Origin of the sequence: Thermomonospora cellulosilytica (genome assembly GCF_014138835.1) — a bacterium.
GTDB classification, from domain to species: domain Bacteria; phylum Actinomycetota; class Actinomycetes; order Streptosporangiales; family Streptosporangiaceae; genus Thermomonospora; species Thermomonospora amylolytica.
Genome location: NZ_JACJII010000001.1, coordinates 6,703,329 through 6,728,255, shown reverse-complemented (window position 1 = coordinate 6,728,255; position 24,927 = coordinate 6,703,329). Strand labels below are relative to the sequence as shown.

The 24,927-nt window shown below is 74.2% G+C and carries 22 protein-coding genes; 16 read left to right on the top strand and 6 right to left on the bottom strand.

What is annotated here, in order from left to right; all coding sequences use genetic code 11:
• Positions 1-214 precede the first annotated feature (214 nt).
• The 9 genes from HNR21_RS31570 (at position 215) to HNR21_RS31530 (ending at position 9,674) form a co-directional block, all read left to right on the top strand.
• Positions 215-1,114 (top strand): SDR family oxidoreductase, encoded by a 900-nt coding sequence (locus tag HNR21_RS31570; RefSeq protein ID WP_182708019.1) that lies wholly within the window; start codon positions 215-217, stop codon positions 1,112-1,114.
• A gap of 10 nt (positions 1,115-1,124) precedes the next feature.
• Entirely contained in the window at positions 1,125-1,967 is an 843-nt protein-coding gene (locus HNR21_RS31565; protein WP_182708018.1) for an enoyl-CoA hydratase/isomerase family protein, read from the top strand.
• A gap of 96 nt (positions 1,968-2,063) precedes the next feature.
• Entirely contained in the window at positions 2,064-2,237 is a 174-nt protein-coding gene (locus HNR21_RS31560; protein WP_312881461.1) for a tyrosine-protein phosphatase, read from the top strand.
• Positions 2,238-2,400: 163 nt separating this feature from the next.
• Positions 2,401-3,588 carry an ROK family transcriptional regulator gene (locus HNR21_RS31555; protein WP_182708017.1) on the top strand — a complete coding sequence of 396 codons (1,188 nt, stop codon included), beginning with the start codon at positions 2,401-2,403 and terminating at the stop codon, positions 3,586-3,588.
• Between the two features lie 83 nt (positions 3,589-3,671).
• Positions 3,672-5,189: a sugar ABC transporter ATP-binding protein gene (locus HNR21_RS31550; protein ID WP_198679117.1), complete on the top strand. Its 1,518-nt coding sequence runs from the start codon at positions 3,672-3,674 to the stop codon at positions 5,187-5,189.
• Entirely contained in the window at positions 5,186-6,226 is a 1,041-nt protein-coding gene (locus tag HNR21_RS31545; protein ID WP_312881460.1) for an ABC transporter permease, read from the top strand. Before HNR21_RS31550 ends, HNR21_RS31545 begins: the two co-directional genes overlap by 4 nt.
• Before the next feature lie 89 nt (positions 6,227-6,315).
• A complete protein-coding gene (locus HNR21_RS31540; protein ID WP_182708016.1) occupies positions 6,316-7,362 on the top strand; it encodes an ABC transporter substrate-binding protein in 1,047 nt (348 codons plus the stop codon).
• The gene (locus HNR21_RS31535; protein WP_246442390.1) at positions 7,359-8,513 is read left to right on the top strand and encodes a Gfo/Idh/MocA family protein; all 1,155 of its coding nucleotides are present in this window, start codon (positions 7,359-7,361) and stop codon (positions 8,511-8,513) included. Before HNR21_RS31540 ends, HNR21_RS31535 begins: the two co-directional genes overlap by 4 nt.
• 156 nt (positions 8,514-8,669) lie before the next feature.
• Positions 8,670-9,674: a sugar phosphate isomerase/epimerase family protein gene (locus HNR21_RS31530; RefSeq protein WP_119729077.1), complete on the top strand. Its 1,005-nt coding sequence runs from the start codon at positions 8,670-8,672 to the stop codon at positions 9,672-9,674.
• Between the two features lie 60 nt (positions 9,675-9,734).
• Here HNR21_RS31530 and HNR21_RS31525 read toward each other — a convergent pair whose 3' ends face one another.
• A complete protein-coding gene (locus HNR21_RS31525; RefSeq protein WP_157995948.1) occupies positions 9,735-10,643 on the bottom strand; it encodes a sirohydrochlorin chelatase in 909 nt (302 codons plus the stop codon).
• A gap of 254 nt (positions 10,644-10,897) precedes the next feature.
• Between HNR21_RS31525 and HNR21_RS31520 the strand changes: the two genes are divergently transcribed.
• Genes HNR21_RS31520 through HNR21_RS31505 form a run of 4 tightly spaced genes read left to right on the top strand, consistent with a single transcriptional unit; the run spans position 10,898 to position 14,969 of the window.
• Positions 10,898-13,540, top strand: a complete 2,643-nt coding sequence (locus HNR21_RS31520) for a sensor histidine kinase (RefSeq protein WP_182708015.1) — start codon at positions 10,898-10,900, stop codon at positions 13,538-13,540.
• The gene (locus HNR21_RS31515) at positions 13,537-13,956 is read left to right on the top strand and encodes a roadblock/LC7 domain-containing protein (protein ID WP_119729080.1); all 420 of its coding nucleotides are present in this window, start codon (positions 13,537-13,539) and stop codon (positions 13,954-13,956) included. Before HNR21_RS31520 ends, HNR21_RS31515 begins: the two co-directional genes overlap by 4 nt.
• The gene (locus tag HNR21_RS31510; protein ID WP_182708014.1) at positions 13,949-14,374 is read left to right on the top strand and encodes a DUF742 domain-containing protein; all 426 of its coding nucleotides are present in this window, start codon (positions 13,949-13,951) and stop codon (positions 14,372-14,374) included. The genes HNR21_RS31515 and HNR21_RS31510 overlap by 8 nt, the downstream gene beginning before the upstream one ends.
• Complete coding sequence (locus tag HNR21_RS31505; RefSeq protein WP_182708013.1) at positions 14,355-14,969, top strand: GTP-binding protein; 615 nt, start codon at positions 14,355-14,357, stop codon at positions 14,967-14,969. The genes HNR21_RS31510 and HNR21_RS31505 overlap by 20 nt, the downstream gene beginning before the upstream one ends.
• A gap of 64 nt (positions 14,970-15,033) precedes the next feature.
• Here the strand turns inward: HNR21_RS31505 and HNR21_RS31500 are convergent, their stop codons facing one another.
• The gene (locus tag HNR21_RS31500; RefSeq protein WP_312881458.1) at positions 15,034-15,732 is read right to left on the bottom strand and encodes a cupin domain-containing protein; all 699 of its coding nucleotides are present in this window, start codon (positions 15,730-15,732) and stop codon (positions 15,034-15,036) included.
• A gap of 201 nt (positions 15,733-15,933) precedes the next feature.
• Here HNR21_RS31500 and HNR21_RS31495 point away from each other — a divergent pair, with 201 nt between their 5' ends.
• Positions 15,934-18,603, top strand: coding sequence for a hypothetical protein (locus tag HNR21_RS31495; RefSeq protein WP_182708012.1), 2,670 nt, complete (start codon positions 15,934-15,936; stop codon positions 18,601-18,603).
• Entirely contained in the window at positions 18,600-19,574 is a 975-nt protein-coding gene (locus HNR21_RS31490) for a D-cysteine desulfhydrase family protein (RefSeq protein WP_312881455.1), read from the top strand. The genes HNR21_RS31495 and HNR21_RS31490 overlap by 4 nt, the downstream gene beginning before the upstream one ends.
• A gap of 369 nt (positions 19,575-19,943) precedes the next feature.
• On the opposite strand, the gene HNR21_RS31485 is transcribed toward HNR21_RS31490, so the two are convergent.
• The 4 genes from HNR21_RS31485 to HNR21_RS31470 form a co-directional block, all read right to left on the bottom strand.
• Positions 19,944-20,132, bottom strand: a complete 189-nt coding sequence (locus tag HNR21_RS31485; protein WP_119729083.1) for a hypothetical protein — start codon at positions 20,130-20,132, stop codon at positions 19,944-19,946.
• A gap of 237 nt (positions 20,133-20,369) precedes the next feature.
• Positions 20,370-22,196 (bottom strand): DUF8508 domain-containing protein, encoded by a 1,827-nt coding sequence (locus tag HNR21_RS31480; RefSeq protein WP_312881453.1) that lies wholly within the window; start codon positions 22,194-22,196, stop codon positions 20,370-20,372.
• Positions 22,197-22,321: 125 nt separating this feature from the next.
• Entirely contained in the window at positions 22,322-23,410 is a 1,089-nt protein-coding gene (locus HNR21_RS31475; protein ID WP_182708011.1) for a Zn-dependent alcohol dehydrogenase, read from the bottom strand.
• Between the two features lie 60 nt (positions 23,411-23,470).
• Positions 23,471-23,662, bottom strand: coding sequence for a ferredoxin (locus tag HNR21_RS31470; protein WP_119729085.1), 192 nt, complete (start codon positions 23,660-23,662; stop codon positions 23,471-23,473).
• Between the two features lie 336 nt (positions 23,663-23,998).
• Between HNR21_RS31470 and HNR21_RS31465 the strand changes: the two genes are divergently transcribed.
• Positions 23,999-24,694 carry a class I SAM-dependent methyltransferase gene (locus HNR21_RS31465; RefSeq protein WP_182708010.1) on the top strand — a complete coding sequence of 232 codons (696 nt, stop codon included), beginning with the start codon at positions 23,999-24,001 and terminating at the stop codon, positions 24,692-24,694.
• Positions 24,695-24,927 lie beyond the last annotated feature (233 nt).

Sequence of the window (24,927 nt, the reverse complement as noted above, 5' to 3'; positions counted from 1 at the left end):
ACCGGGAGCTAAGGAGACTACCTGCCGCAGAACGGAGAATCCGCGGTATTGACGCAACCCTGTCGTTTCGTGGAACCGGGCATGCACGGCGCTGGGCGGGGGGTGAATCCGAGCGGGATTCGGTCGGATGGTACCACTGAGTAATCCGAGGGTGATTACCTGAGGGGCGGGGGGTCCTCTCCCCGGACCAGTCGCTGCGACATGAGGAGATCGGATGTCGGAACTGCGCTTCGACGGACGGGTGGCGGTCGTCACCGGTGCGGGGCACGGCCTCGGCCGGCGGCACGCGCTGGAACTGGCCGCGCGCGGGGCCAAGGTCGTGGTGAACGACCTGGGCGGTGACCGCTCCGGCGCCGGGGCGTCGGCCGGCCCGGCCCAGCAGGTCGTCGACGAGATCGTCAAGAACGGCGGGGAGGCGGTGGCCAACCCCGACAACGTGGCCACCCCGGAGGGCGCGCAGGCGATCGTGCGGACCGCGCTGGACTCCTTCGGCAAGATCGACATCGTCGTCAACAACGCCGGCATCCTGCGCGACAAGTCGTTCAAGAACATGACCGTGGAGGAGTGGGACGCGGTCATCGCGGTGCACCTGCGCGGCTCGTTCCTGGTCACCAGCGCGGCGTGGCCGCACCTGCGCGAGCAGGGGTACGGCCGGATCGTCAACACCTCCTCCCCGGCCGGGCTGTTCGGCAACTTCGGCCAGGCCAACTACTCCACCGCCAAGATGGGCCTGGTCGGGTTCACCAGGACGCTCGCCCAGGAGGGCGCCAAGTACGGCATCAAGGCCAACGCCATCGCCCCGGTGGCCTGGACCCGGATGACCGAGGACCTGCTGCCCGCCGACTTCGCCGAGGTGCTCGGCGTGGACAGGGTGACCCCGCTGGTCGCCTACCTGGTGCACGAGAGCAACGAGGCCAGCGGCGAGGTCTACACCGTCGGCGGCGGCCGGATCGCGAAGGTCTTCGTGGCCGAGGGGCCGGGCTGGATGGACAAGGACGGCTTCACCGTCGAGGACGTGGCCGCCAACTGGGAGCAGATCAACGCGCAGGAGCCGTACATCGTCCCGCGCAACGTGGGCGACCAGATGGCCCCGCTGATCGCGGGCCTGCAGTAGGCCGGGCGCCATGACGGGCGACGTGACGGACGGCGCGACGGGTGACGAGGACGGGCCGCTGCTGCTGGACCGGCGGGACGGGGTCCTGGTCGTCACCCTGAACCGGCCGGACCGGCTGAACGCGGTCACCGCCGAGGTCAGCGAGCTGATGCTGGACGTCCTGAACGGGCTGATGCGCGACCCGGAGATCCAGGTGGTGGTGCTCACCGGGGCCGGGCGCGGGTTCTGCTCGGGGATGGACATCCAGGGCGACGACGCCATCGCGCCCGGCGCGGACGTCGAGGGCCGGGCGCAGCGGATCTACCGGGGCATCGCGATGGGCGGCGAGGTCACCGCCCGGCTGCGGGAGATCCCGCAGCCGGTGATCGGCGCGCTGCACGGGGCGGTCGCCGGGATGGGCGCCGCCTGGGCGCTGGCCTGCGACCTGCGGGTGGCCGACCCCACCACCAAGTTCGTGCTGCCGTTCACCAACCTGGGCCTGTCCGGCGGGGACTGCGGGCTGTCGTGGCTGCTGCCCCGCCTGGTGGGCGCGGCGAAGGCGGCCGACATCCTGTACCGGGCCAAGCGGCTGTCCGCCGAGGAGGCCCGCGAGCTGGGGCTGATCACCGAGCCGGCCGAGGCGGGCGGGCACCTGGCCGCCGCCCTCGACCTGGCCGGTGAGCTGCTGCAGCGTTCGGCGTACGGGCTGCGGCGCACCAAGGAACTGCTCAACGCGTCCCTGGACGCCCCCGGGCTGCGGCAGCAGCTCGTCGCCGAGACCGGGATCCAGACGCTGGCGTTCTTCACCGAGGACCTGGTCGAGGGGATGACCGCGACCATGGAGAAGCGTCCGCCGCGTTTCCGGAACCGCTGACCTGTTTCTTCCGGGGTCGTCCCAGACCCCCTGACAAGACCGCCGGACGCGCACCCGTGGCGCGTCCGGCGGTCGTTCTCGTGAGGAGAATCCCTGGTGGAACGGGAGATCGCGCTGGAGGGCTGCGTCAACTTCCGGGACGTCGGCGGCTACCGGGCCGACGGCGGGCACGTGCGGTGGCGGCGGCTGTTCCGCAGCGACGCGCTGCACGAGCTGACCCCCGCCGACGACGTGCTCGACCGCCTGCGCGCCGCCCTCGTGACCTCCTGAACGAGCCCTCCCCGTCCCCGCCCGGGGAGGCGTCCGCGCGACTTTGTTCTCTCAGTGGAGAAAGTCTGGGCGATCTGAGGGAAAGGTCTTCTCAAGCCGGGCAAAAGTAGGTACGTTCACGCCATCGGCCCCCAGCGGCCGAGTCTCAGGAGGGAACGGCGTGATGCGGATGACGGCGCGGCCCGAGAACCGGCACCAGGCACGGCTGCTGCGCCTGCTCCGCGACGAGGGCCCCCGGTCCCGCGCCGAACTCGGGGACGTCGTCCGGCTCTCCCGCTCCAAGCTGGCCACCGAGCTCGACCGGCTGGTCGAGCTGCGGCTGGTGGAGCCCGCCGGGCTGGCCGCCTCCCGGGGCGGGCGGCGCTCCTCGGTGGTGCGGCTGTCGCCGCGGCTGCGGTTCGTGGCGTTCGACATCGGCGCCACCTCGATCGACGTCGCGGTCACCAACGGCGAACTGGAGATCCTCGGGCACGTCTCGGAGCCCTGCGACGTGCGGCTCGGCGCCACCGCCGTGCTGGACCGGGCGCTGGACCTGCTCGGCAAGCTGCGCGACGAGGGGCTGCTGCCGGAGGTGCACGGGGCGGGGATCGGGGTGCCCGGCCCGGTCAGCTTCCGCGAGGGCGTCCCGGTGGTGCCGCCGATCATGCCGGGCTGGGACCGGTTCCCCGTCCGCGACGTCATCGCCCAGGAACTGGGCTGCCCGGTGCTGGTGGACAACGACGTCAACATCATGGCGCTGGGCGAGCTGCACGGCGGTGTGGCCCGTTCGGTGGGCGACTTCCTGCTGGTCAAGATCGGCACCGGCATCGGCTGCGGCATCGTCGTGGACGGCGCCATCTACCGCGGGGTCTCGGGCGGCGCCGGCGACATCGGGCACATCCGGGTCGACGACGACGGCCCGCTGTGCGCCTGCGGCAACACCGGCTGCCTGGAGGCGTACTTCGGCGGCGCGGCGCTGGCCCGGGACGCGCTGGCGGCGGCGCGCGCCGGGCGGTCGGCGTTCCTGGCCCAGCGGCTGGCCGAGACCGGGACCGTCACCGCCGCCGACGTGGCCGACGCGGCCGCGGCCGGCGACCCGGTGGCGGTCGGGATGATCCGCACCGGCGGCCGCCGGGTCGGCCAGGTGCTGGCCGGGCTGGTCAGCTTCTTCAACCCGGGGCTGATCATCATCGCCGGCGGGGTGGCCCGGCTGGGCCACGCGCTGCTGGCGGAGGTGCGCAGCGTCGTCTACCGCCGGTCGCCGCCGCTGGCGACCGGCAACCTGCCCATCGTGCTGTCGGAACTCGGGGAGACCGCCGGGGTCATCGGGGCGACCCGGCTCATCAGCGACCACGTCTTCTCACCCGCCTAGGACCCGTCACCTCTGGGGCGACCCCGGTCGTCCGAGATCCGCTCCTCCGCCCGGCCCGTCCGGGCGGCACCCCAGGAGGCCCCATGAGTCCACCCGGTTCGTCCCCGCTGCTGCGCATGCGCGGGATCGTCAAGCAGTTCCCGGGCGTGCGCGCCCTGGACGGCGTCGACCTGGAGGTGCGCCGCGGCGAGGTGCACTGCCTGCTCGGCCAGAACGGCGCCGGCAAGTCCACCCTGATCAAGGTGCTGTCCGGCGCGCACCAGCCGGACGCCGGCGAGGTCCTCATCGACGGCGAGCCCGTCCGGCTGGCCACGCCCACCGCGGCGATGAAGGCCGGGATCGCCACCATCTACCAGGAACTGGACCTGGTGGACGGGCTGTCGGTCGCCGAGAACCTGTTCCTGGGGCACGAGCGGTCCCGCTACGGCTTCGTCCGGCGCGGCGAGGCCAACAAGGCCGCCCGCGAACTGCTGGCCCGGCTCGGCCATCCGGAGATCCCGCCGACCCGCGAGGTCGGGCGGCTGTCCCCGGCGGCGCAGCAGGTGGTCAGCATGGCCCGCGCGCTCACCCACGACGCCCGGGTGCTGGTGATGGACGAGCCGTCCGCCGCGCTCGCCCACGACGAGGTGGACAACCTGTTCCGGATCATCCGGGAGATGACCGCCACGGGGGTCGCGGTCATCTACATCTCGCACCGGCTGGAGGAGATCCGCCAGATCGGCGACCGGGTCACCGTCCTGAAGGACGGCCGCACGGTGGCGGTCGGGCTGCCCGCCGACACCACCCCGACCGAGCAGATCATCTCCCTGATGACCGGCCGGAACGTCGAGTACGTCTTCCCGCCCCGGCCCGCGGGGCCCGCGACCGGCCCCGAGGTGCTGCGGGTGGAGAACCTGACCCTGCCGGGCCGGTTCGCCGACGTGTCGTTCGGCGTCCGGGCCGGGGAGATCGTCGGGCTGGCCGGGCTGGTCGGGGCGGGCCGCTCGGAGATCCTGGAGACGATCTACGGAAAGCGCCGTCCCGCGTCCGGGCGGGTGCTGCTGGACGGGCGCCCGATCCGGCCCGGCAGCACCGAGGCCGCGGTACGGCGCGGGATGGGCCTGGCCCCCGAGGAGCGCAAGAGCCAGGCGCTGCTGCTGGACCAGTCCGTCACCGCCAACATCACCATGGCCGCCCTGACCCGGTACGCCTCGGCGGGCTGGCTGGACCGCCGCCGCGAGCGGGCCGACGCCCGGGCGCAGATCGACGCCCTCGACATCCGCCCCGCCGACCCCGAGCGCCCGGTCCGCACCCTGTCCGGCGGCAACCAGCAGAAGGTGGTGCTGGCCCGCTGGCTGGTGCAGGGCCGCCGGCTGCTGCTGCTGGACGAGCCCACCCGCGGCGTGGACGTGGGGGCGCGCGCCGAACTGTACGCGCTGATCCGGCGGCTGGCCGACGACGGCATCGCGGTGCTGCTGGTGTCCAGCGAGGTCCCCGAGGTGCTCGGGCTGGCCGACCGGGTGCTGGTGATCCGCGAGGGCCGGCTGGTCCACCAGGCCCCGGCCGCCGAACTCGACGAGCACCGCGTGCTGAACCTGATCATGGAAGGGAGCGCCGCGTGAAGGACGTGAGCGAGCGGCCGGTCAAGGACGGCGGGTCCCCGGCCCCGGCCGGGACGTCCCGGCTGCCCCGGCTGCCGGGCGCGCTGTCCGGCGACGGCGCGGCCGGGCGGCACGCCGGGCTGGTGGCGGCCCTGCTGCTGCTGGTGCTGGTGGGGCTGATCACCAAGCCGGACAACTTCGCCACCTCGAGCAACATCGTGTCGATCCTGTCGCTGGCCGCCACCATCGGCGTGATCACGGTCGGCATGACGTTCGTGATCATCGGCGGCGGGATCGACCTGTCGGTGGGCGCGGTGATGGCGCTGGCCTCGGTGTGGGCGACCACGGTGGCCACCCAGTCGTACGGGCCGGTGATGATGGCGGTCTGCGCCATCCTGGTCGGCACCGGCGCGGGCCTGGTCAACGGGCTGCTGATCGCCTACGGCCGGATGGTGCCGTTCATCGCCACCCTGGCCATGCTGGTCGCCGCGCGCGGGCTGGCGCAGCGCATCTCCGACCGCCGCACCCAGCTCGTCCGCCCGGAGAACGACGCCATCGAGGCGCTGTCCACCACCCGGGTGCTGGGGCTGCCGCTGCTGGTCTACCTGTTCGCGGCGGTGGTGGTGATCGGCTGGCTGGTGCTCAACCGCACCACGTTCGGCCGGCGCACGTTCGCGGTCGGCGGCAACCCCGAGGCCGCCCGGCTGGCCGGGATCGACGTGCGGCGGCACACCCTGCTGCTGTACGCGCTGTCCGGGCTGTGCTGCGGGATCGCCGCGATCATCATCATGGCCCGCACCACCACCGGCTCCTCCACCCACGGCGACCTGTACGAACTCGACGCCATCGCGGCGGTGATCATCGGCGGCACGCTGCTGGCCGGCGGGCGCGGCACGCTGGCCGGCTCCATCCTGGGCCTGCTGATCTTCACCGTGATCACCAACCTGTTCATCCTCAACGGCCTGGACACCAGCGACCAGCTCATCGCCAAGGGAGTGATCATCGTCATCGCCGTGCTGCTGCAGCGGCGCGGCCTGCGCGCCTCCACCGCCACCTAGCACCCCAAGTCCACCCCCCGGGGCGGCGCACCCGCGCCGTTCCCTCTGCTCAGTACGCCCTGGAACACCCCCGAAGCAGGGAGAACGACATGACCGACACCAGCAGGCGAGGATTCCTGTTCGCCGGATCGATCGCCGGGGCGGGCCTGCTCGCCGCCGCATGCACCAGCAACACCGAGGAGGGCGGCGGCACCGGCGGGCAGAACGTCTCCACCGGCGGCGACAACGACAAGCCCGGCAAGCAGGTCACCATCGGCTTCTCCGCCCCGGCCGCCGACCACGGCTGGATCGCCGCCATCGCCAAGAACGCCGAGGCCCAGGCCAAGCAGTACTCCGACGTGAAGCTGCAGGCCGTGCAGCCCACCAACGACATCAACCAGCAGATCTCCGCGGTCGAGTCGCTGATCGCGGCGAAGGTGAACGCGCTGGTCATCCTGCCCAACGACGGCGAGCAGCTGAACCAGGTGGCGCGCAAGGCGATGGACGCCGGGATCCCGGTGGTCAACCTGGACCGGGTCTTCCCCGACAAGCTGTCGTACCGGACCTGGATCGGCGGCGACAACTACGGCATGGGCGTGGCGGCCGGGCACTACATCGGCGGCAGGCTCAAGGAGAAGGGCGTCAGCAACCCGGTGATCGTGGAGATCCAGGGCATCGCGACGCTGCCGCTGACCCAGGAGCGCAGCAAGGGCTTCGCCGACGCCCTGCGCACCTACGGCTTCCGGGTCACCGCCCAGCAGGACGCCAAGTTCACCGTGGAGAGCGGCAACCAGGTCGCGGGCAACCTGCTGCAGGCGCACAAGAAGATCGACGCGATCTGGAACCACGACGACGACCAGGGCGTCGGCGTGCTGGCCGCCATCAAGCAGGCCGGCCGCAACGAGTTCTTCATGGTCGGCGGGGCGGGCTCGGCCAACGCCATGCGGGAGATCAAGGCGGGCGGCGTGCTGGAGGCCACCGTCACCTACAGCCCCACCATGGCGTCCTCCGCCATCAAGATCGCCCGGTTGATAGCCCAGGGGAAGGGCATGGCCGACCTCGTGGAGAAGCAGGTGCCGCAGTCCATCACGCTGGCGTCGGAGACCATCACCCGGCAGAACGTCGACCAGTACCTGCCGCTGGGGTTCGAGTCTTGAGCGGCGGGGAAAGGCCCGCGCTCGGCGTCGGCATGGTCGGGCACGCGTTCATGGGCCGCGTGCACTCCCAGGCGTGGCGCAGCGTGCACGCCTTCTTCGACGTGCCGTACGTCCCGGTCATGGTCGCGGTGGCGGGCCGGTCCAGGGACCGGGTCCGCGCCGCCGCCGACCGGCTCGGCTGGGCGTCGGCGGAGACCGACTGGAAGGCGCTGCTGCGGCGCGACGACATCGACCTGATCGACATCTGCACCCCCGGCGACACGCACGCCGAGATCGCCATCGCCGCCCTCGACGCCGGCAAGCACGTCCTGTGCGAGAAGCCGCTGGCCAACACGGTCGCCGAGGCCGAGGCGATGACGGCGGCGGCCGAGCGGGCGGCCGAACGCGGGGTGCGCGCCATGGTCGCGTTCAACTACCGGCGGGTCCCGGCGATCGCGCTGGCCCGCAGGCTGGTCGCCGACGGCCGGCTGGGCGCGATCCGGCACGTCCGCGCCCAGTACCTGCAGGACTGGCTGACCGACCCCGAGCAGCCCCTCACCTGGCGGCTGCAGCGGGACAAGGCCGGCTCCGGGGCGCTCGGCGACATCGGCGCGCACATCATCGACGCCGCCCAGTTCATCACCGGCGAACGGATCACCGGGGTGACCGCGCTGACGGAGACGTTCGTGCGCGAACGCCCCGTCGGCGCGGGCGGCGGCGAGCGCGGGCCGGTGACGGTGGACGACGCGGCGCTGTTCCTGGCCCGCACCACGGGCGGGGCGGTCGCCGCGTTCGAGGCCACCCGGTTCGCCACGGGCCGCAAGAACGCGCTGCGCATCGAGATCAACGGCTCGAAGGGCAGCCTGGCGTTCGACTTCGAGGCCATGAACGAGCTGTGGTTCCACGACGCCGCGCTCGGCGACGCCGAGGGCGGCTTCCGCCGGATCCTGGTCACCGAGGCCGACCACCCGTACGCGGGCGCCTGGTGGCCGCCCGGTCACCTGCTCGGGTACGAGCACACGTTCACCCACGAGATCGCCGACCTGCTGTCGGCCATCGCCGCGGGGACCGACCCGTCCCCGTCGTTCGCCGACGGCCTCCAGGTCCAGCGGGTCCTGGCGGCCGTCGAGGCCAGCGCCGCCGCGGGCGGCGGCTGGACTCCCGTCCCGTGACCAGACGAAGAGGACGCCGGTGAACGGACCCGCGATCGACCGTCGTCCGCTGCCCGTCGCCGCCGCGGCGGGCGGCGGACGGGTCGTTCGCCGGCCCGGGCACCGTGCGCATCCCCCGCCGCCGACCGAACCATCCCACCCACCACGAGGAGCGTCATGGCGCGACCGATCACCTTGTTCACCGGCCAGTGGGCGGACCTGCCGTTCGAGGAGGTCTGCCGGCTGGCGTCCGAGTGGGGCTACGACGGCCTGGAGATCGCCTGCTGGGGCGACCACTTCGAGGTCGACAAGGCGCTGGCGGACGAGTCCTACGTCGCCCGCAAGCGCGCCACCCTGGACAAGTACAACCTCAAGGTCTGGACCATCTCCAACCACCTCGTCGGCCAGGCGGTCTGCGACCACCCCATCGACGAACGGCACCGGGCCATCCTCCCGGACCGGGTCTGGGGCGACGGCGAGCCGGAGGGGGTGCGGCGGCGGGCCGCCGAGGAGATGAAGGACACCGCCCGCGCCGCCGCCAGGCTGGGCGTGGACACCGTCGTCGGCTTCACCGGCTCGTCGATCTGGCACACCGTGGCGATGTTCCCGCCGACCCCGCCCGCCATGATCGACCGCGGGTACGCCGACTTCGCCGAACGGTGGAACCCGATCCTGGACGTCTTCGACGAGGTCGGGGTCCGCTTCGCGCTGGAGGTGCACCCCAGCGAGATCGCCTACGACTACCACACGACGGTGCGGACCCTGGAGGCCATCGGGCACCGTCCCGCCTTCGGTCTCAACTGGGACCCCAGCCACATGGTCTGGCAGCAGATCGACCCGGTCGGCTTCCTGCTGGACTTCGCCGACCGGATCTACCACGTGGACTGCAAGGACACCAAGGTCCGCTGCGGCGACGGCCGCCGCGGCCGGCTGTCGTCCCACCTGCCCTGGGCCGACCTGCGCCGCGGCTGGGACTTCGTCTCCACCGGCCACGGCGACGTCCCCTGGGAGGACTGCTTCCGGGCCCTGAACGCCATCGGCTACGGCGGCCCCATCTCCATCGAGTGGGAGGACGCCGGGATGGACCGGCTCATCGGAGCCCCCGAGGCGCTCCAGTTCGTCCGCCGCCTGGCCGCCATCGAACCCCCCGACGCCGCGTTCGACGCCGCGTTCAACTCCTGAACCCCCGAGGACCGCCGGCCGGAGCCGCCCCTGTGCGGCTCCGGCTCGCGGCGCGCCCGCTCAGCGGGCCTGCTGCTCCGCGAAGGACTTCTCCAGGGCCTCCACGTAGCGCAGGGCGATGAGCTGGGCCAGGACCGGGTGGTCGGCCAGGGGGGCGGCGATGCCGGCGCCGGTCTCGGCGGCGAGCTTGGACAACGCGGCCAGGTGGGCGGGGTCGGCCTCGGGGCCGATCACGCAGGGGGCGTAGGCGACGTGGGTGGCGCCGGCGGCGCGCAGGCGGGCGGCGGCCTCGGCGGGGCCCACCGAGCCGGGGGCGTCGTCGAGGGCGGCGGCGGTGGCCGGGACGGCCAGCCGGGAGGCCAGCAGGACGGCGCTGACCTCGGCGTCCTGGACGGCGGCCGGGCCGCCGGGGACGGCGATCACCACGCCGCCGGCCATCGTGACCATGGTCATCATCCGGATCCGGTCGGCGCGCGCCAGCCCGGCCTCGGCGAGCCGCTCGTGCAGCGCCTGGGCGATCAGCGGGTGCGGTCCCAGCGGCTCGGCGACCAGCGCGGGCACCCCGGAGGCGGCCACCGTCTCGTGCAGCGCGCGCTGGATCCGCGGGTCGGGACCGGGCAGCAGCGGCACCACCACGGCCGGGGGCATGTCCGGGGCCCGCTCGGCGGTCGCGGCGACCGCCAGGGCGTCGCGCAGCGCGTACTGCGGGCCCTCCAGGTACCCGAGCACCACCGGGCGCTCGGTGTGGGCGTGCTCGGTCAGCAGGGCGAGCGCGCCCGCCACCCCGGCCGACCCGGTGGCGTCCGGGGCGTACGCGCCCGGCACCGCCAGGATGAGCGGGGGAGCGTCCGGGGGCAGTGCGAAGGACTCGGCACCGCGATGCCGTCCACCGCGGCGCGTCCGGCGCCGCCGGGCCGGGAGGCCCTCGGGGCCTGTGTTGTCGAGAGGCGCTTCGCTGTCAGGGGTCACGGCCGGAATCGTAACGGTGCGAGGATGCCTCATTCCCTGCTTGTGGGTGATATGTGGCGAATAATCCGATTTTGTGACCCTTGTTACGGTCATGTGACGTGCGGCCGGGAGCGCCGACTGTAACGCCCTGACAACATTGCCCACCTGGTCACCGAGGATGATCCGTGACATCGGGCGCGGACGTAGTAAGCTCCCGGAACCCCCGTACCGACACCAATCGGGAGGGTCCCCGTCATGATGGGTCACGAGGCGTGATGGCCTCCGACACCACGCCGGCCAGAACCCAGTCGATCCGTACCAAGATCGTCGTGCTCCTGGTCGTCCCGCTGGCCGCCCTGGCGAGCCTGTGGGCGGGCGTGACCGTGGCCGCGTACGGCCAGGCGCGGGAGCTGTACGACGCCCGCGAGTTCAGCACCAAGGCGGCGGTTCCCGCGATGGCGCTGCTGAGCGCGCTGCAGCACGAGCGCCGCATGTCGATCGCCCTGCTCGGCGACCGGACGTTGGACCGCTCCGGGCTGGACGCGCAGCGGGTCAAGACCGACGCGGCCCGGCGGGCGTTCCGGGCCGCCGGCGCCGACGGGGGACTGCGCGACGGCATGGACCCCGACGCGCTGCGCCGGCTGGACGCGATGATCGGCCGGATGGCCGAGGTGGACGCGCTGCGCCGGCTGGTCGACCAGCGCGGGGTGTCCCGGGCACAGGTGCTGGAGGACTACTCGGCGCTGATCGACGGCGTCACCGACATCTTCAAGGGGCTGAGCGTCTCCGACGGGCACATCGGCGAGGACCTGCAGAACGTGCTGCGGCTCGGCCGGATCCGCGAGCTGTATACCCGCCAGGACGCGCTGATCACCGGGGTGCTGTCGGCGGGCCGGTGGTCCGCCGAGGAGCTGGACGCCTTCGAGCGGCTGAACGGCGCCAAGGAGTTCATGATCGCCGACGTCCTGCCCAGCCTGGACGAGGAGGCCCGCGGCCACTACGAGGAGTTCCTGGCCGGGCCGGACTACGCCCGGGTGCAGCGGCTGGAGCAGCAGCTGCTGACCGCCGACGAGGCCGACCGCCGCCCGCCGATCGACCTGGGCACCTGGCACACCGCCTCGGAGATCGTGATCACCAGGTTGGCGGACCTGGAGGCGCACGTGGTGGAGCACACCAACGACCGGGCCGAGGCGATCGAGCTGCGCATCTACGGGCAGCTGGCCGCCGCGGCCGGGCTGGGCCTGATCGCCATGATCGCCGCCACCGCGCTGGCCTGGCGGATCGGCCGCCGGGTGATCGGCGAGAGCCGCCGGGTCTCCCGTTCGGTGGCCGCCTTCACCGACGAGTACCTGCCCGCGCTGACCGGGCGGGTGCAGCGCGGCGAGCCGATCGACCCCGACGTCCGGCTGCCCCGCCAGAACCTGCAGGTCACCGAGATCGCCCGGATCAACGAGGCGTTCCTGGCCGCCGCCCGGGCGGTGGTGGAGGCCGTCGCCCGGGAGAGCCGGACCCGGCAGGCCGTCAACGAGGTGTTCGTGACGCTGGCCCGCCGCAACCAGGCGCTGGTGCACCGCCAGCTCAGCCTGCTGGACACGATGGAACGGCGCACCGAGGACCCCGACGAGCTGGCGGACCTGTTCCGGCTGGACCACCTGGCCACCCGCATGCGGCGGCACGCCGAGGGCCTGGTCATCCTGGCCGGCAAGACCGCCGGGCGGACTTGGCGGTCCCCGGTGCCGCTGGTGGACGTGGTGCGCGGCGCGGTCGCCGAGGTCGAGGACTACCCCCGGGTCAGCGTGCTGTCCATGCCGGCCGCCGCGCTGGCCGGCAACGCGGTCGCCGACACCATCCACCTGCTGGCCGAGCTGATCGAGAACGCCACCCTGTTCTCCCCGCCCGGCTCCCCGGTGCGGATCACCGGCCAGCTGGTGCCGAACGGGTTCGTGGTGGAGATCGAGGACCGCGGCCTCGGGCTCAAGGCCGAGACGCTGGAGGAGCTGAACCGCCGGCTGGCCGACCCGCCCGAGTTCGACCTGTCGGACCTGGGCCGGCTCGGCCTGTTCGTGGTGGCCCGGCTGGCCGAGCGGCACGACATCAAGGTGTCGCTGCGGCCCTCGCCGTACGGCGGCACCACCGCCATCGTGCTGGTGCCCGCCGACCTGATCGTGGAGTCGCCGTCCGGCGGCCTGCCGCCCGCCGAGCTGCGCGCCCAGCTGCCCGGCCCCACCCCGGCCCGGGTGCCGGCCGCCGCCGAGGGACCGTCGGCGGCCACCGGCCCGCAGCGGGCGGTGCAGACGGTGACGCCGGTGCGCGCCGTCGCCGACCCGGAGGAGCCGTCGCGCCCGCGCGCGGACGACGACCGGCGGGCCGACCTGCCGGACGAGCTGCCGCGACGGCGGCGCTCCGGCCGGGGCCGCACGGCGCCCGAGCGGAGCGAGGACGCCGCTGCGCCCTCCTCGGGGGGTGTGGGGGGTCGTCTCCCCACGGGCGGCAGGGCGCCCGAGCGGAGCGAGGACGCCGCTGCGCCCTCCTCGGGGGGTGTGGGGGGTCGTCTCCCCACGGGCGGCAGGGCGCCCGAGCGGAGCGAGGACGCCGCTGCGAACGGTGCGGACGGTTCTGCGGAGGCGGCGGACCGGGCCGGGGCCGCCGAGCCGACGCGGGCCGGTGCGCATCGCGCGCCGGTGGAGATGACGCCCGACGGGTTGCCCCGTCGGCGCCGACAGGAGAACCTGGCGCCCAGACTGCGCGACGAGACCGGGCCTCAGCCGGTGGTCTCGGGGGGCGCGCGGCGGGCGGTCGGTCCCGACGAGGACGGGCTCGCGGCCGTACGCGCCAGGATGGCCGCCATGCAGCGGGGCTGGCAGCGTGGACGGGCCGAAGCCGAAGAGGGCCAGGGGACACAGGAGGATGGTCAATGACGGACGTCGCGAACTCCGGCGGTGAGCTGAACTGGCTGCTGGACAATCTCGTCGACAGCGTGGCCCAGGTGCGCAACGCGGTGGTGCTGTCCAACGACGGGCTGCGGATCGCCTCCTCACGCGGACTGGACCGGGAGGACGCCGAGCGGCTGGCCGCGGTGGCCGCCAGCTTCCAGAGCCTGTCCCGGGGCGCCGGCCAGGAGTTCGGCGGCGGCGCCCCCCGGCAGACCATCGTGGAGATGGAGTCGGCGTTCCTGTTCGTGACCGCGGCGGGGCAGGGCGCCGCACTGGCCGTGCTGGCCGAGGCGGACGCCGACGTCGGCGTCATCGCCTACGAGATGGCCATGCTGGTGACCCGGGTGGGCAGGCACCTGTCGGCCAACCCGCGGGCGGCACTGGCGGAGCACCATGCCTGACGACGCCGAGCCGCCGCACCGCCACGCCGCCGGGCGCGACACCGAATGGCTCGACCACGAGTCGGGCCCGGTGGTGCGCCCGTACGCGCTGACCGGCGGCCGCACCAGGCCCGCGGGCAGCGACTTCGACCTGATCGCCATCGTCGAGACCGTCGACGAGCCCGGCCCCGCCGGGGACGGGCACGGCGAGCGCCTGCCGCGTTCGCCCGAACACCTCACCATCTGTGAACTGTGCCGTACGCCGCTGTCGGTGGCGGAGGTGGCCTCCGAGCTGGACCTCGCCCTCGGCGTGGTCCGGGTGCTGCTCGGCGACCTGCTCGATCACGGCCTGATCCGGGTACGCCGCCCGGCTCCGGTCGCACAGTTCCCCAACGAGCGCGTACTCAAGGAAGTGATCGATGGACTCCATGCGCTCTGACCCCGCGGGCCCCGTGCCGGGCACGGCGGGCGATCCGCGCGAGTCGTCCCTGGCGGTCAAGATCCTGGTCGCCGGGGGGTTCGGTGTCGGCAAGACCACCCTGGTGGGCGCGGTCAGCGAGATCCGGCCGCTGCGCACCGAGGCGATGCTCACCGAGAAGAGCATCGGGGTCGACGACACGGCCATGGTGTCGGGCAAGACCACGACCACGGTCGCCATGGACTTCGGCCGCATCACCCTGCCCACCGGCCTGGTGCTGTACCTGTTCGGCACCCCGGGCCAGGACCGGTTCTGGTTCATGTGGGACGAGCTGGCGCAGGGCGCGCTGGGCGCGGTGGTGCTGGTCGACACCCGCCGGCTGGCCGACTGCTTCGCCTCGGTGGACTACTTCGAACGCCGCGGCCTGCCGTTCATCGTGGCGGTCAACCACTTCGAGGGCGCCAAGCTGTACGCCCCCGAGCAGATCCGCGCCGCCCTCGACCTGGACGACGACGTGCCGGTGATCACCACCGACGTGCGCACCCGGGAGTCGGCCAAGCAGGTCCTGATCACCCTGGTCGAGCACGTGCTGATGGCGACCGCCCGCCGGGGCTGACCGCGATCCGGGCGGGCCGCCGCGCGGGCGGCCCGCCCGATGCGCCGGACGGGGATCCCCGGGCTCAGGCGCGGAAGTCGGCGAAGTCGAAGCCCGGGGAGACGACGCAGCTGACCAGGGTGCCGCGGGGGCCGTCCGGGCGGGCGGCCTGCCAGGTGCCGGCCGGGACCAGGGCCTGCGGGCGCTGGCCGCCGGTCACGTCCGGGCCCAGCAGGACCGGCTCGGCGGGGCCGGGACGCTCGCCGGTGCCGCCCAGATCCAGCACCAGCGGGTCGCCGTGGTGGTGGAACCACACCTCGTCCGAGCGGACCACGTGCCACATGGACTCCTCGCCGGGCGGCAGGAAGAAGTAGATCCCGGTGGCGGAGGCCCGCTCGCCCGGGTAGCCCGGCGGGCGGAACGTCACCGCGGTCCGCCAGGTCTCCCGGAACCAGCCGCCCTCCGGATGCGGCAGCAGGTCCAGCGCCTCGGCGACCGGCGGGCGTTCCAGCAGCGCGACGTACCGGCCGTCGGGGGCGCGGCGGGCGTACCGGACGGCGGCGACGTGCCGCAGGTCGACCGCCCGGGGCGGGTGCGGCCCGGCCGGCGCGGGATCCAGGGTCAGGGCGACGACCTGGGCGTCGCCGAGGACGTCGCGGGCCTGCTCCAGCACCGCCAGCGCGTCGTCGTCGGAGCCGCCGGGCACCCAGACCAGCTCGTCGCCGGGGGCCAGTACCTCTTCACCGCGCGCGGCCCAGGCGCGCAGCGTCGTCAGCGCGATCACGGGGCCGAGCGTAGTGAACCGTGCGCGGCCGGTGGAGCCGGGGCACCGGGTGCCAAATCAAGATCGTTCATTTTCCGGACCTGCGGGCGGCGGGGGGCGGGGCTGCGCCACGATGGTGTGCGCGCGGAGGTCCGGGCGACCGTGAACGCCGGCCGTCCGTCCCGGTGACCGGCGCACGTTCTCCGTAGGAGGGGGAGCAAGGTGACGGCTACTTCGGAGGACAGCCCGACCGAGCCGTTCCCGCGGGTGGAGGCCGCCGAGCCCGCGGGGTCCGCCGAGCCTGCGGGGTCCGCGGAGCCGCGGCGGAACGCGGGCCGACGGGCCCGTCCGGGCGGGGCGCAGGAGGAGACCGGCCCCGCGCGCGGCGCTCCCGGCGCCTCGCCCTGGCAGCGTTCGCACGCCGTGTGGCACCGGGCGGGGGTGGACTGGGTGCACACCGTCGCGACCGCCCCGCCGCCCGAGCCCGCCGTCCACCCGCAGGTCCCGCAGAGCACGGAGAGCACGGGGAGCACGGAGGTCCTTCCGCGCGAGCAGGCCGTTCCCGGATCCGCACCGGCGGTTCCGGCGGCGCCCCGGCCTCCCGTCGTCAGGTCGCCCAGGATCGGGGCGCTGCCGCCGCCCCGGCGTGGCCGCACCTGGCCCCGTCTCGTGCTGCCGGCCGCGGCGGTGGCCGTCGTGGTGGCGGGCGGGACGGTGGGCTTCGCGGTGCTCGGCGGAGAGGACGAGCCCGCGCCGCGCCCGCCGCAGCGGGCCGAGGCCGTCCTGGCGGACCGGTGGTTCGCCGTGGACCCGGCCGCGGCCGACGGGCTGGACCAGCGCCTCACCGCGGTGGCCGGGGAGGGCGGGACGGTGATCGCGGTCGGCGGCGAGACCGGAGGCCCGGACCGGGGCCGGTTCCTGGTGTCCGCCGACGCCGGGCGCACCTGGCGGACCGCGCGGGTCCGGGACGCCGGCGGGGCCGAGCCGCCGCCGGGGGAGATCCCGCACCGGCTGGCCGGAGGCGCGGGCCGGTGGGCGGCCGTCGGAGGGCCGGTCGCCCCGCAGCCGGAGGGCGCCGCCCAGACCGTCGTGTGGACCAGCCCGGACGGCCTGACCTGGACCCGGCGCGGCGGCCTGTTCGCCCCCGGGGACCAGGTGCTGGGGCTGGCCCGTACCGCCACCGGGTTCGTGGCCGTGGGCACCACCGGCACCGGCGAGGGGACCCGGGGCGTGCTGTGGACCAGCGCGGACGGGGCCTCCTGGCAGCGGGTCGACCGGCCCGCCCTGGGCGAGGAGGTCCGCCGCCTCGACGGCGTCACCGCGTTCGGCGCGATCACGGCGGTGCACGGCACGGTCCGCGTCAAGGTCACCGGGACCGAACGCCGGGGCGGCCGGGAGCGGCGCACGACCCGGACCGTCGAGGAGACCGGCCACTGGGTCTCCGGCGACGGCGGCCGTACCTGGAGCCCGGTGCGCCCGCCGCAGGCCCAGGGGTCCTCCGGCGGTCTGACCGGCCTGGCCGGCGGTCCTCGCGGGCTGTTCGCCGCCCGTGAGGCCAAGCGCACCACCGGGCCGCGGAACCGCCGCACCACCGAGCGGTACGCGGTGGTCTGGCACTCGCCGGACGGGCGGCGCTGGACCCCGGTCGGGCAGGTGCGCACCGGCGGCTACGGGCGGTTGGAGCGGCTGGCCGGATCGCCCGGGGGACTGGCCGCGCTCGTCGATGTCGGGCGCGGCCGGAAGGCCGTGCTGACCAGCCCGGACGGCCGGGCCTGGCGGCGTGCCGTCGAGGTGGACGGGACCGAGGTCGCCGGGCTGGCGGCGCTCGGCGGCGGCGCGGTCCTGGCGGGGCGGCGCGGCCCCGACCCGTACCTGGCGACGTCCGGCGGGGAGATCCGCCTGGCGGCGGTGCCCGGGGCGATCCGTCCGGAACGGGCGGTCCACGCGCTGGCCGCCGGTCCCCGGCTGCTGGCGGTCGGCAGCACCAACGGCCAGGCCGCCGCATGGTCGTCCCCGGACGGCCGGAGCTGGACCCGGGTCTCGGGGCTGGAGGCCGACCCGCGGGCACGACGTTGGCTGACGGACGCGGTGCACGGGCCCGCAGGATGGCTGGCGGTGGGCCGCAGCGGCGACGGCCAGCTGGTCTTCACCTCCGGCGACGGCATGGCGTGGACGAAGGGCGCGGCGCTGCCGGGCAAGGGCTCCCCCCTGGCGGCCGCGCACGGGCCGGGCGGTTATGTGGCGGTGGGCCGCGATGACCGGTGGGCCGCCGCCTGGCACTCCACCGACCTGAAGACCTGGACGCGCGGCACCGACACCGGTGAGGGCCGCATGCACGACGTGACGGCCGTGCCCGGCGGGTACGTCGCGGTGGGGGCGCGTTCCGTTCCCGACAGGCCCGCCGCCTGGACCTCGGCGGACGGCAGGAAGTGGAGCCATCTGGAGGTGCCGTTGCCGCCCGGCCTCACCTCGGGATCGCTCGGCCGGGTCGCCGCCCGGGCGGGCCTGGTGGTGGCGACCGGGACGGGCTCGGTGAACGGCGGGGTGCCGCAGCCCTTCGTGGCGGTGTCCGCGGACGGCGGCCGGACCTGGCAGGCCGGGTGGCTGCCCGACGTGGGGGCGGGCGCGTCGCTGACCGCCGTGACCGCGACCTCGCGGGGGCTCGTCGTCGCCGGGAGCGCCGGGAGGCCGGGAGCGCGCGACGTGCTGGTGTGGGCGACCTCGGACGGCCGTTCCTGGCGGCGGGTCCCGGCGGGCGGCACCGGCCTGAGCGGGGCGGGCGACCAGTGGCTGACCGCGCTGGCCCCGGCCTCCGGCGAGCTGCTGGCCGTGGGCGTGACCGGTGACCACCGGGGGGAGACCCCCACGTTCTGGCGGAGGCCGCTGCCGTGATCGAGACCCTGGAGTCGTTCCCGCGCGTCCGGCTGGGGCATCTGCCGACCCCGCTGGAACGCTGCGACCGCCTGTCCGAGGCGCTCGGCGGGCCGCGCATCTGGATCAAGCGCGACGACTGCACCGGCCTGGCCGCCGGCGGCAACAAGACCCGCAAGCTGGAGTACCTGCTCGGCCGTGCGGTCGCCGAGGGGCACCGGACGGTCGTGACCTACGGGGCGGTGCAGTCCAACCACGCCCGGCAGACCGCCGCGGCCTGCGCCCGGCTGGGGCTGCGCTGCGAGCTGCTGCTGACCCGTTCGGTGCCGCGTTCCGACGAGCTGTACGAGACCTCCGGGAACGTGCTGCTGGACGGGCTGCTGGGCGCCCGGGTGCGGATCGTGGACGACGCCGACGAGATCGCCGGGGCGCTGGCGGAGATCGGCCCCGCCTACGAGATCCCGCCCGGCGGCTCCAACGAGATCGGCACGCTCGGCTACGTGAACGCCGCCGTCGAGCTCGCCGCCCAGGCCGAACGCGTTCCCGTGCGCTTCGATCGGATCGTGGTGGCGGCCAGCACCGCCGGGACGACCGCCGGGCTGTGCGTCGGAGCGGCACTGGCCGGCCTGGACGCCCGGGTGGAGGCGATCGCCGTGTACGAGCCGGCCGACCGCACCCGGGCGCGGGTCGACGAACTGGTCGCCGCCACCTCGCGGCTGCTGGGCGTGGACCCGCCCGAGGGCGGCCGCGAGGTGCACGGCGACTGGCTGGGACCTGGCTACGGGATCGCGACCGACGAGATGGCCGAGGCCGTACGGCTGCTGGCGCGGACCGAGGGAATCCTGCTGGACCCGGTCTACACGGGCAAGGCCGCCGCGGGCCTGCTCGGCCTCGTCCGTTCCGGCCGTCTGCCCGTGGACGGGGACGTGCTGTTCTGGCACACCGGCGGCATGCCGGGGCTGTTCGTCCACCCGGACGCGTTCACCGGGTGACCGGACCGGTCTACAGCGACCGGAGGATGCCCCGGGCGACGGTGAACGCGGTGCGGATGATCGCCAGGATTCCGCCGGTGGAGGTGCAGCCGCAGTTGTCGGGGCAGTCGGGGGTGCCGATCATGCTGGGACTCCTTCCGGTACCGATTCCGGTACGCACCGTATGCCCGGCCTGTCCGCCCCGGCCATTCCCCCGCCGGGTACACGGCGCTGTCCGCGGGGTGAGCCGGACGAGGAGAGGCCCCGCCCTGGCGGGGAGGGGCGGGGCCTCTGGTGGGGATCCGGGGTCGCCCCCGGAAGCACAGGCTCAGACCGTCGGGCGGGGAGTGGACGGTCTGAGCCGGTCTCGGGTTCCCCAGGGGGTGCGGGTCAGTCGCCGTCGATGTGGAGGTCCACACCGAGCAGGACCAGGAACCACAGCAGGATCGCCAGCAGGGCGCTGCCCACGCGGCGCAGCAGTTCCAGGTCGATGTAGCCGCGGTCCCAGGCGACGAACACGCCGATGATCAGATAGATGAGCCCGAACAGGCTGATGCCCGGCCGATACCGGTACGCCATGGGGCCCTCCTCCCGGTCGTCTTGACGACCGGCGGATGCCCGGAGACGACGGGGGAAAACGACGCCCCGATTCAGGGTCCCCCAGAAATCCGGTTGCCGGAGGACCGGAATGGGTCAATCCGGGTGCGCCCGGATCCGAGCCGTCGGCGGTGGCGCGGATGCGCGGGACGTTCGGATCGGCCCGCGTGCGCCCGGATCCAGGGGCCCGGCTCGGACCGTCGCGGCCCGGAGGACCGGTCAGTCCGGGCGCAGCCGGACCAGGGCGGGATCGTGGTCGCCGACCCGCCCGGCGTACTCGGCGTTCATGTGGACGATCTCGACCTCGTGCGGGCGGCGGGCCAGCGCCGGGCTGACCAGGATGTGGTCGGTGGCCTGGGCGTTCCCGTTCGTGATCGTCGTGTAACGGCGGTCCTCGGGCAACTCGGCCACCAGGTTGCGCAGACCGGCGTCCTTGGTCAGGGTGCGCAGCGCGGGGGAGCGGTCGCCGGAGTTCAGGTCCCCGGCCACGATCACCCGGGCGTCCGGCTGCACCGCCCGCAGCGACTTGACGAAACCGGCCACGACGCGGGCCTGCGCGGCGTGGGCGGGCTCGCTGGGCCGCAGCGGCGGGCGGCGGCGCACATAACCGGCGTCGTCGGCGCCGCGCGCCGTCCAGTGGTTGCCGACGACCAGCAGCCGCCGTCCCCGCCAGACGAACTCGCCCGCCAGCGGCTTGCGCACCGCCCGCCAGGCCGGGTTCAGCGGGTCCACCCGGCCGGGACTGGACGACAGCCCCGCCTCCCCGGCGCCGACCCGTACCGGCGCGGTGGGCGTCGTGGCGGTGCCGCCGGGCCGGTCCACGAACGCCAGCCCCCGGTCGGTGCGGAACAGGAACCCGATCCGGCCGTTCCCCCCGGCCTCGCCGCCGTCCGCCCCGTCCTGCGGGTCGATGGACCGCCAGTCGTACGCGGGGCCGCCCGCCGCCGAGATCGCCGCCACCAACTGGGCGACGGTCTGGTCGGCGGCCACCGTCCCGTCGGCGTCCGGGCCGCTGTTGTCCTGCAGCCCGGTCACCACGAGCAGGTCGGGCGCGGCCAGCCCGGTCACGATCTGGTGGGCGATGGCGGTGAACCGTTCCTCGGGGTCGCCGGGGTCCAGGTCGCGCAGCGCGTACGTGGCCACGGCGACCTCACCGGGCTGTTGCGGGCGGGCCCGGCCGGGAGCCCGGGACTCGTCGCCGACCCGCGGCACCGAGGTCGCCAGCAGCTTGTAGTCGCCGAAGCTGTAGTCCAGCACCCCCAGCGTGCGGCCCGGCAGCCGGTCGCCGGCGTCCATGGCGGGCAGCGGCAGCAGGGTGTCGTCGAGGACGACGCGTTCGGGGTTGGCGTCGTCGGGCCGCGCCAGGATGCCGCCGCGGTAGGTGCGCGGCCCCGCCCCCTCGCCGCCGGCGGGCAGCACGGGGATCTCGCCGTAGTCGGAACGGGGCCCGGTGGCGACCGCGTCGTCCACGGCCACCAGCATGCCCTCCAGCGACTCGTAGAAGTCCAGCCCGTCCCGGCCGGGCTCGTACCTGCCGGAGGTCTCCACGTCGCCGCGCACGTCGTCGTCGATCACCTCGCCGGGCGCGCGGCGTCCCCTGGGCCCGAGCACGGTGGGGGCGGGCAGCGGCGCCCCGCGCCGGACCAGCGTCGTCGCGGTGGCCTCGATCTCGGTGCGCGACAGGTTGGGCGAGTCCGGCCCGCCGGGACGGAACTCGCCCACCACCCCGTCCACCCGCACCTCGTCGCCCGCCGCGACGACGGGCCGGGTGCGGGTGAACACGTAGACGCCCTCGGAGGTGGCGGGGTCGCGGTCCGGCCGGGTGCCCTGCATCCAGAAGCCGTTCTCGGTGGTCGCGGTCACCACGCCGGGCACCCCGGTCACCCGCTCGCCCAGCAGCGGCGAGACGTGCGCCGCCCCCTGGATGTCGTGCACCTGCCGGACGGGCGCGGGCGCGGCGGCCGCCGCGGGAGCGGTCACCGCGCCCGCGGCGCACACCGCCGCCACGGCGAACGGCACGCCGGTGAGAACACGCAGGAACGTCACCGATGACCCCAAGACCCAGTCGTCGAATTCCGACTCTCCACGGAGAATGGTGACATGAGGTGATGGGGGGCCGGTAGTGATCTCCCGGTCGGGCGCCCCGTCCTTCGGGGGCCGGGCGAACGGGCTCAGTCGAAGAGGACGACCTGGCGGATCGCCTCGCCGCGCTCCAGCGTGGCGATGGCGTCGTTCAGCTCCTCGAACCTGATCCGCCGGGTGATCAGCCGCTCGATGTCCAGCCGCCCGGCCCGCCACAGGTTCACGAAGCGCGGGACGTCCCGGACCAGGTCGCACTCCCCGTACAGCGAGCCCTTGACCGTCTTGCCGTCGAACACCAGCTGGAACGGGTTGAGCGTGACCTTCTCCGAGCCGGGGGCCACGCCCACCACGATCACCTCGCCGCCGCGCCCGGCCAGGCCGTAGGCGGTCTCGATCGCCGCCGCCCGGCCCACCACCTCGAAGACGTGGTCGAAGCCGCGGGGGGCCAGCTCGGCCTTCACGTCCGCCAGGTCGTCCAGGGTGGCGGTGTGGGTGGCGCCGAAGTCCAGGGCGGTCGGGTGCTTGGCGGTGTTGGGGTCGACGGCCAGGATGGTCGAGGCCCCGGCGATCCGGGCCCCCTGGATCACCGACAGCCCGACGCCCCCGGCGCCCACCACCGCGACCGTGGCGCCGGGCCGCAGCGCGGCGGTGTTGAAGACCGCGCCGAGCCCGGTGGGCAGCCCGCAGCCGAGCAGCGCCGCGTACTCGAACGGCACGTCGTCGGCGATCTTGATGACGCCCAGCCGGGGCACGGTGATCTCCTCGGCGAAGGTGCCGCACCCGGCCATCGCGTAGACGCCGGGGTCGGCGTCGCCCTGCCGGAACTTCGCGTCGCGGAACGCCCGCCCGACGAACACCGTGCACAGGTACGGCCGGCCGCTGTCGCAGTAGCCGCACACCCCGCAGTTGGGCGTCCAGTTGATCACGACGTGGTCGCCCGGCCTGATCCCGGTCACCCGGTCGCCCACCGCGACGACCTCGCCCGCCCCTTCGTGGCCCAGCACGGCCGGCAGCGTGGCCGGCAGCACCCCGGTCATCACCGACAGGTCCGAGTGGCACACGCCGGTGGCGCGGATCCGCACTCGCACGTCGTCCGGTCCGGGGTCGATCGGCGTGATGTCGTCCCGCAGGTCGAGGGTCTTGTCGCCGACCGCGTGCAGTACCGCAGCACGAGCCATGGGGTCCTCCGCTCAAGGGGGGCGTCGAGGTGCCCGGGAAGGGGAAGTGGGTACGGAAGGTTACTCGTCCAGCGTGAGCGCGGCCTTGGGGCAGGACCGCACCGCGTGCCGCACCCGGTCCACCTGGTCGGCGGAGGGAACCGGTTGCAGGATGTGCAGCCGGTCGTCGTCGTCCAGGTCGAACACCTCGGGGGCCAGCCCGACGCAGACGCCGTTGGCCTCGCAGACCAGGGGGTCGACTTTCACTCGCATGGTGCTGCTCCTCGATCTGGTTCCCGGCGGGCCGCCGACGGATCCGGGGAACGTGCTCGGCGTCACGATACAGAACGACGTTCGGTCACCCCGGGCCGGTACCCGTTCTCGTCCGACGAGTCAAAATAGAACACGTTCTACTAAACGGCGCAAGAAGACCGCCCGCCACGAGTGTGATCAATCTGACATCCGCCCCCCGGGCGGAGTCCGCCGCGGACGGCGAACGTCTCACCGAGGACGAACCCTGCCGAGTCCCGCCGAGTCCCGCCGGGCCCGGCCGGACCCGCCCGGACCCGGCCACCACGCAGCGGGCTACAGTGCCCGCCGGAGGAGAAGATGACTGAGACGGCAACGGACGGCGTCACCGCCTCCGGGACCACCGGACACCCGCCCATGCCGGCGGACCTGCTGCGCGCCGCCCAGTCGGCCAAGGGCTTCATGCCCCCCGACGAGGGCCGCGCGCTCTACGAGACCGCCCTGGACTACGGCGCCAAGGGCCCGATGCTGGAGATCGGCTCCTACTGCGGCAAGTCGGCGATCTACTTCGGCGCCGCCGCCCGCCGGGTCGGCACCGTGCTGGTGACCGTCGACCACCACCACGGCTCCGAGGAGAACCAGGCCGGCTGGGAGTACCACGATCCCACCCTGGTCGACCCGCGCACCGGCCGGATGGACACCCTCCCCACCTTCCGCCGCACCATCGGCGCCGCCGGCCTGGAGGACGAGGTCATCGCCGTCGTCGGCACCTCCGCCGCCGTCGCGAAGCTCTGGCGCACCCCGCTGTCCCTGCTGTTCATCGACGGCGGTCACGCCGAGGACCTCGCCCAGGCCGACTACGAGAACTGGTCCCCCTGGGTCATGGTCGGCGGAGCCCTGTGCATCCACGACGTCTTCCCCGACCCCAAGGACGGCGGCCAGGCCCCCTACCACGTCTACCAGCGCGCCCTGGCCTCCGGCGCCTTCACCGAACGCCGGGTCCAGGGCTCCCTGAGAGTCCTGGAACGCATCAACGACAAGAACCCCGTCGCCTGAATGAAACCCCGAACGGGCCGGACGCTGAGGCATCCGGCCCGTTCCACGTTCCGCGACCCCGCCGAGAACCTCGCACCCGGCCCCTCCACTTTCGGCGACCTTGCACCGAAGCCGCCAAGGGCCTCGCGCCCGAAGGTCCTGAAGGCCGCCGCGAGCGGGCCCGCGTGGTCGTGAGGAGGAGCGGTTCAAGATCGCGAGGAACGAGCGATCTTGAACCGCGACGACGAACGACC

Bases quoted from the DNA above. Each gene is read 5' to 3' on its own strand.
- HNR21_RS31540 (WP_182708016.1), top strand. From the start codon at position 6,316: ATGACCGACACCAGCAGGCGAGGATTCCTGTTCGCCGGATCGATCGCC.
- HNR21_RS31555 (WP_182708017.1), top strand. From the start codon at position 2,401: ATGCGGATGACGGCGCGGCCCGAGAACCGGCACCAGGCACGGCTGCTG.
- HNR21_RS31470 (WP_119729085.1), bottom strand. From the start codon at position 23,662: ATGCGAGTGAAAGTCGACCCCCTGGTCTGCGAGGCCAACGGCGTCTGC.
- HNR21_RS31515 (WP_119729080.1), top strand. From the start codon at position 13,537: ATGACGGACGTCGCGAACTCCGGCGGTGAGCTGAACTGGCTGCTGGAC.
- HNR21_RS31530 (WP_119729077.1), top strand. From the start codon at position 8,670: ATGGCGCGACCGATCACCTTGTTCACCGGCCAGTGGGCGGACCTGCCG.
- HNR21_RS31465 (WP_182708010.1), top strand. From the start codon at position 23,999: ATGACTGAGACGGCAACGGACGGCGTCACCGCCTCCGGGACCACCGGA.
- HNR21_RS31510 (WP_182708014.1), top strand. From the start codon at position 13,949: ATGCCTGACGACGCCGAGCCGCCGCACCGCCACGCCGCCGGGCGCGAC.
- HNR21_RS31550 (WP_198679117.1), top strand. From the start codon at position 3,672: ATGAGTCCACCCGGTTCGTCCCCGCTGCTGCGCATGCGCGGGATCGTC.
- HNR21_RS31570 (WP_182708019.1), top strand. From the start codon at position 215: ATGTCGGAACTGCGCTTCGACGGACGGGTGGCGGTCGTCACCGGTGCG.
- HNR21_RS31565 (WP_182708018.1), top strand. From the start codon at position 1,125: ATGACGGGCGACGTGACGGACGGCGCGACGGGTGACGAGGACGGGCCG.
- HNR21_RS31475 (WP_182708011.1), bottom strand. From the start codon at position 23,410: ATGGCTCGTGCTGCGGTACTGCACGCGGTCGGCGACAAGACCCTCGAC.
- HNR21_RS31505 (WP_182708013.1), top strand. From the start codon at position 14,355: ATGGACTCCATGCGCTCTGACCCCGCGGGCCCCGTGCCGGGCACGGCG.
- HNR21_RS31485 (WP_119729083.1), bottom strand. From the start codon at position 20,132: ATGGCGTACCGGTATCGGCCGGGCATCAGCCTGTTCGGGCTCATCTAT.
- HNR21_RS31520 (WP_182708015.1), top strand. From the start codon at position 10,898: ATGGCCTCCGACACCACGCCGGCCAGAACCCAGTCGATCCGTACCAAG.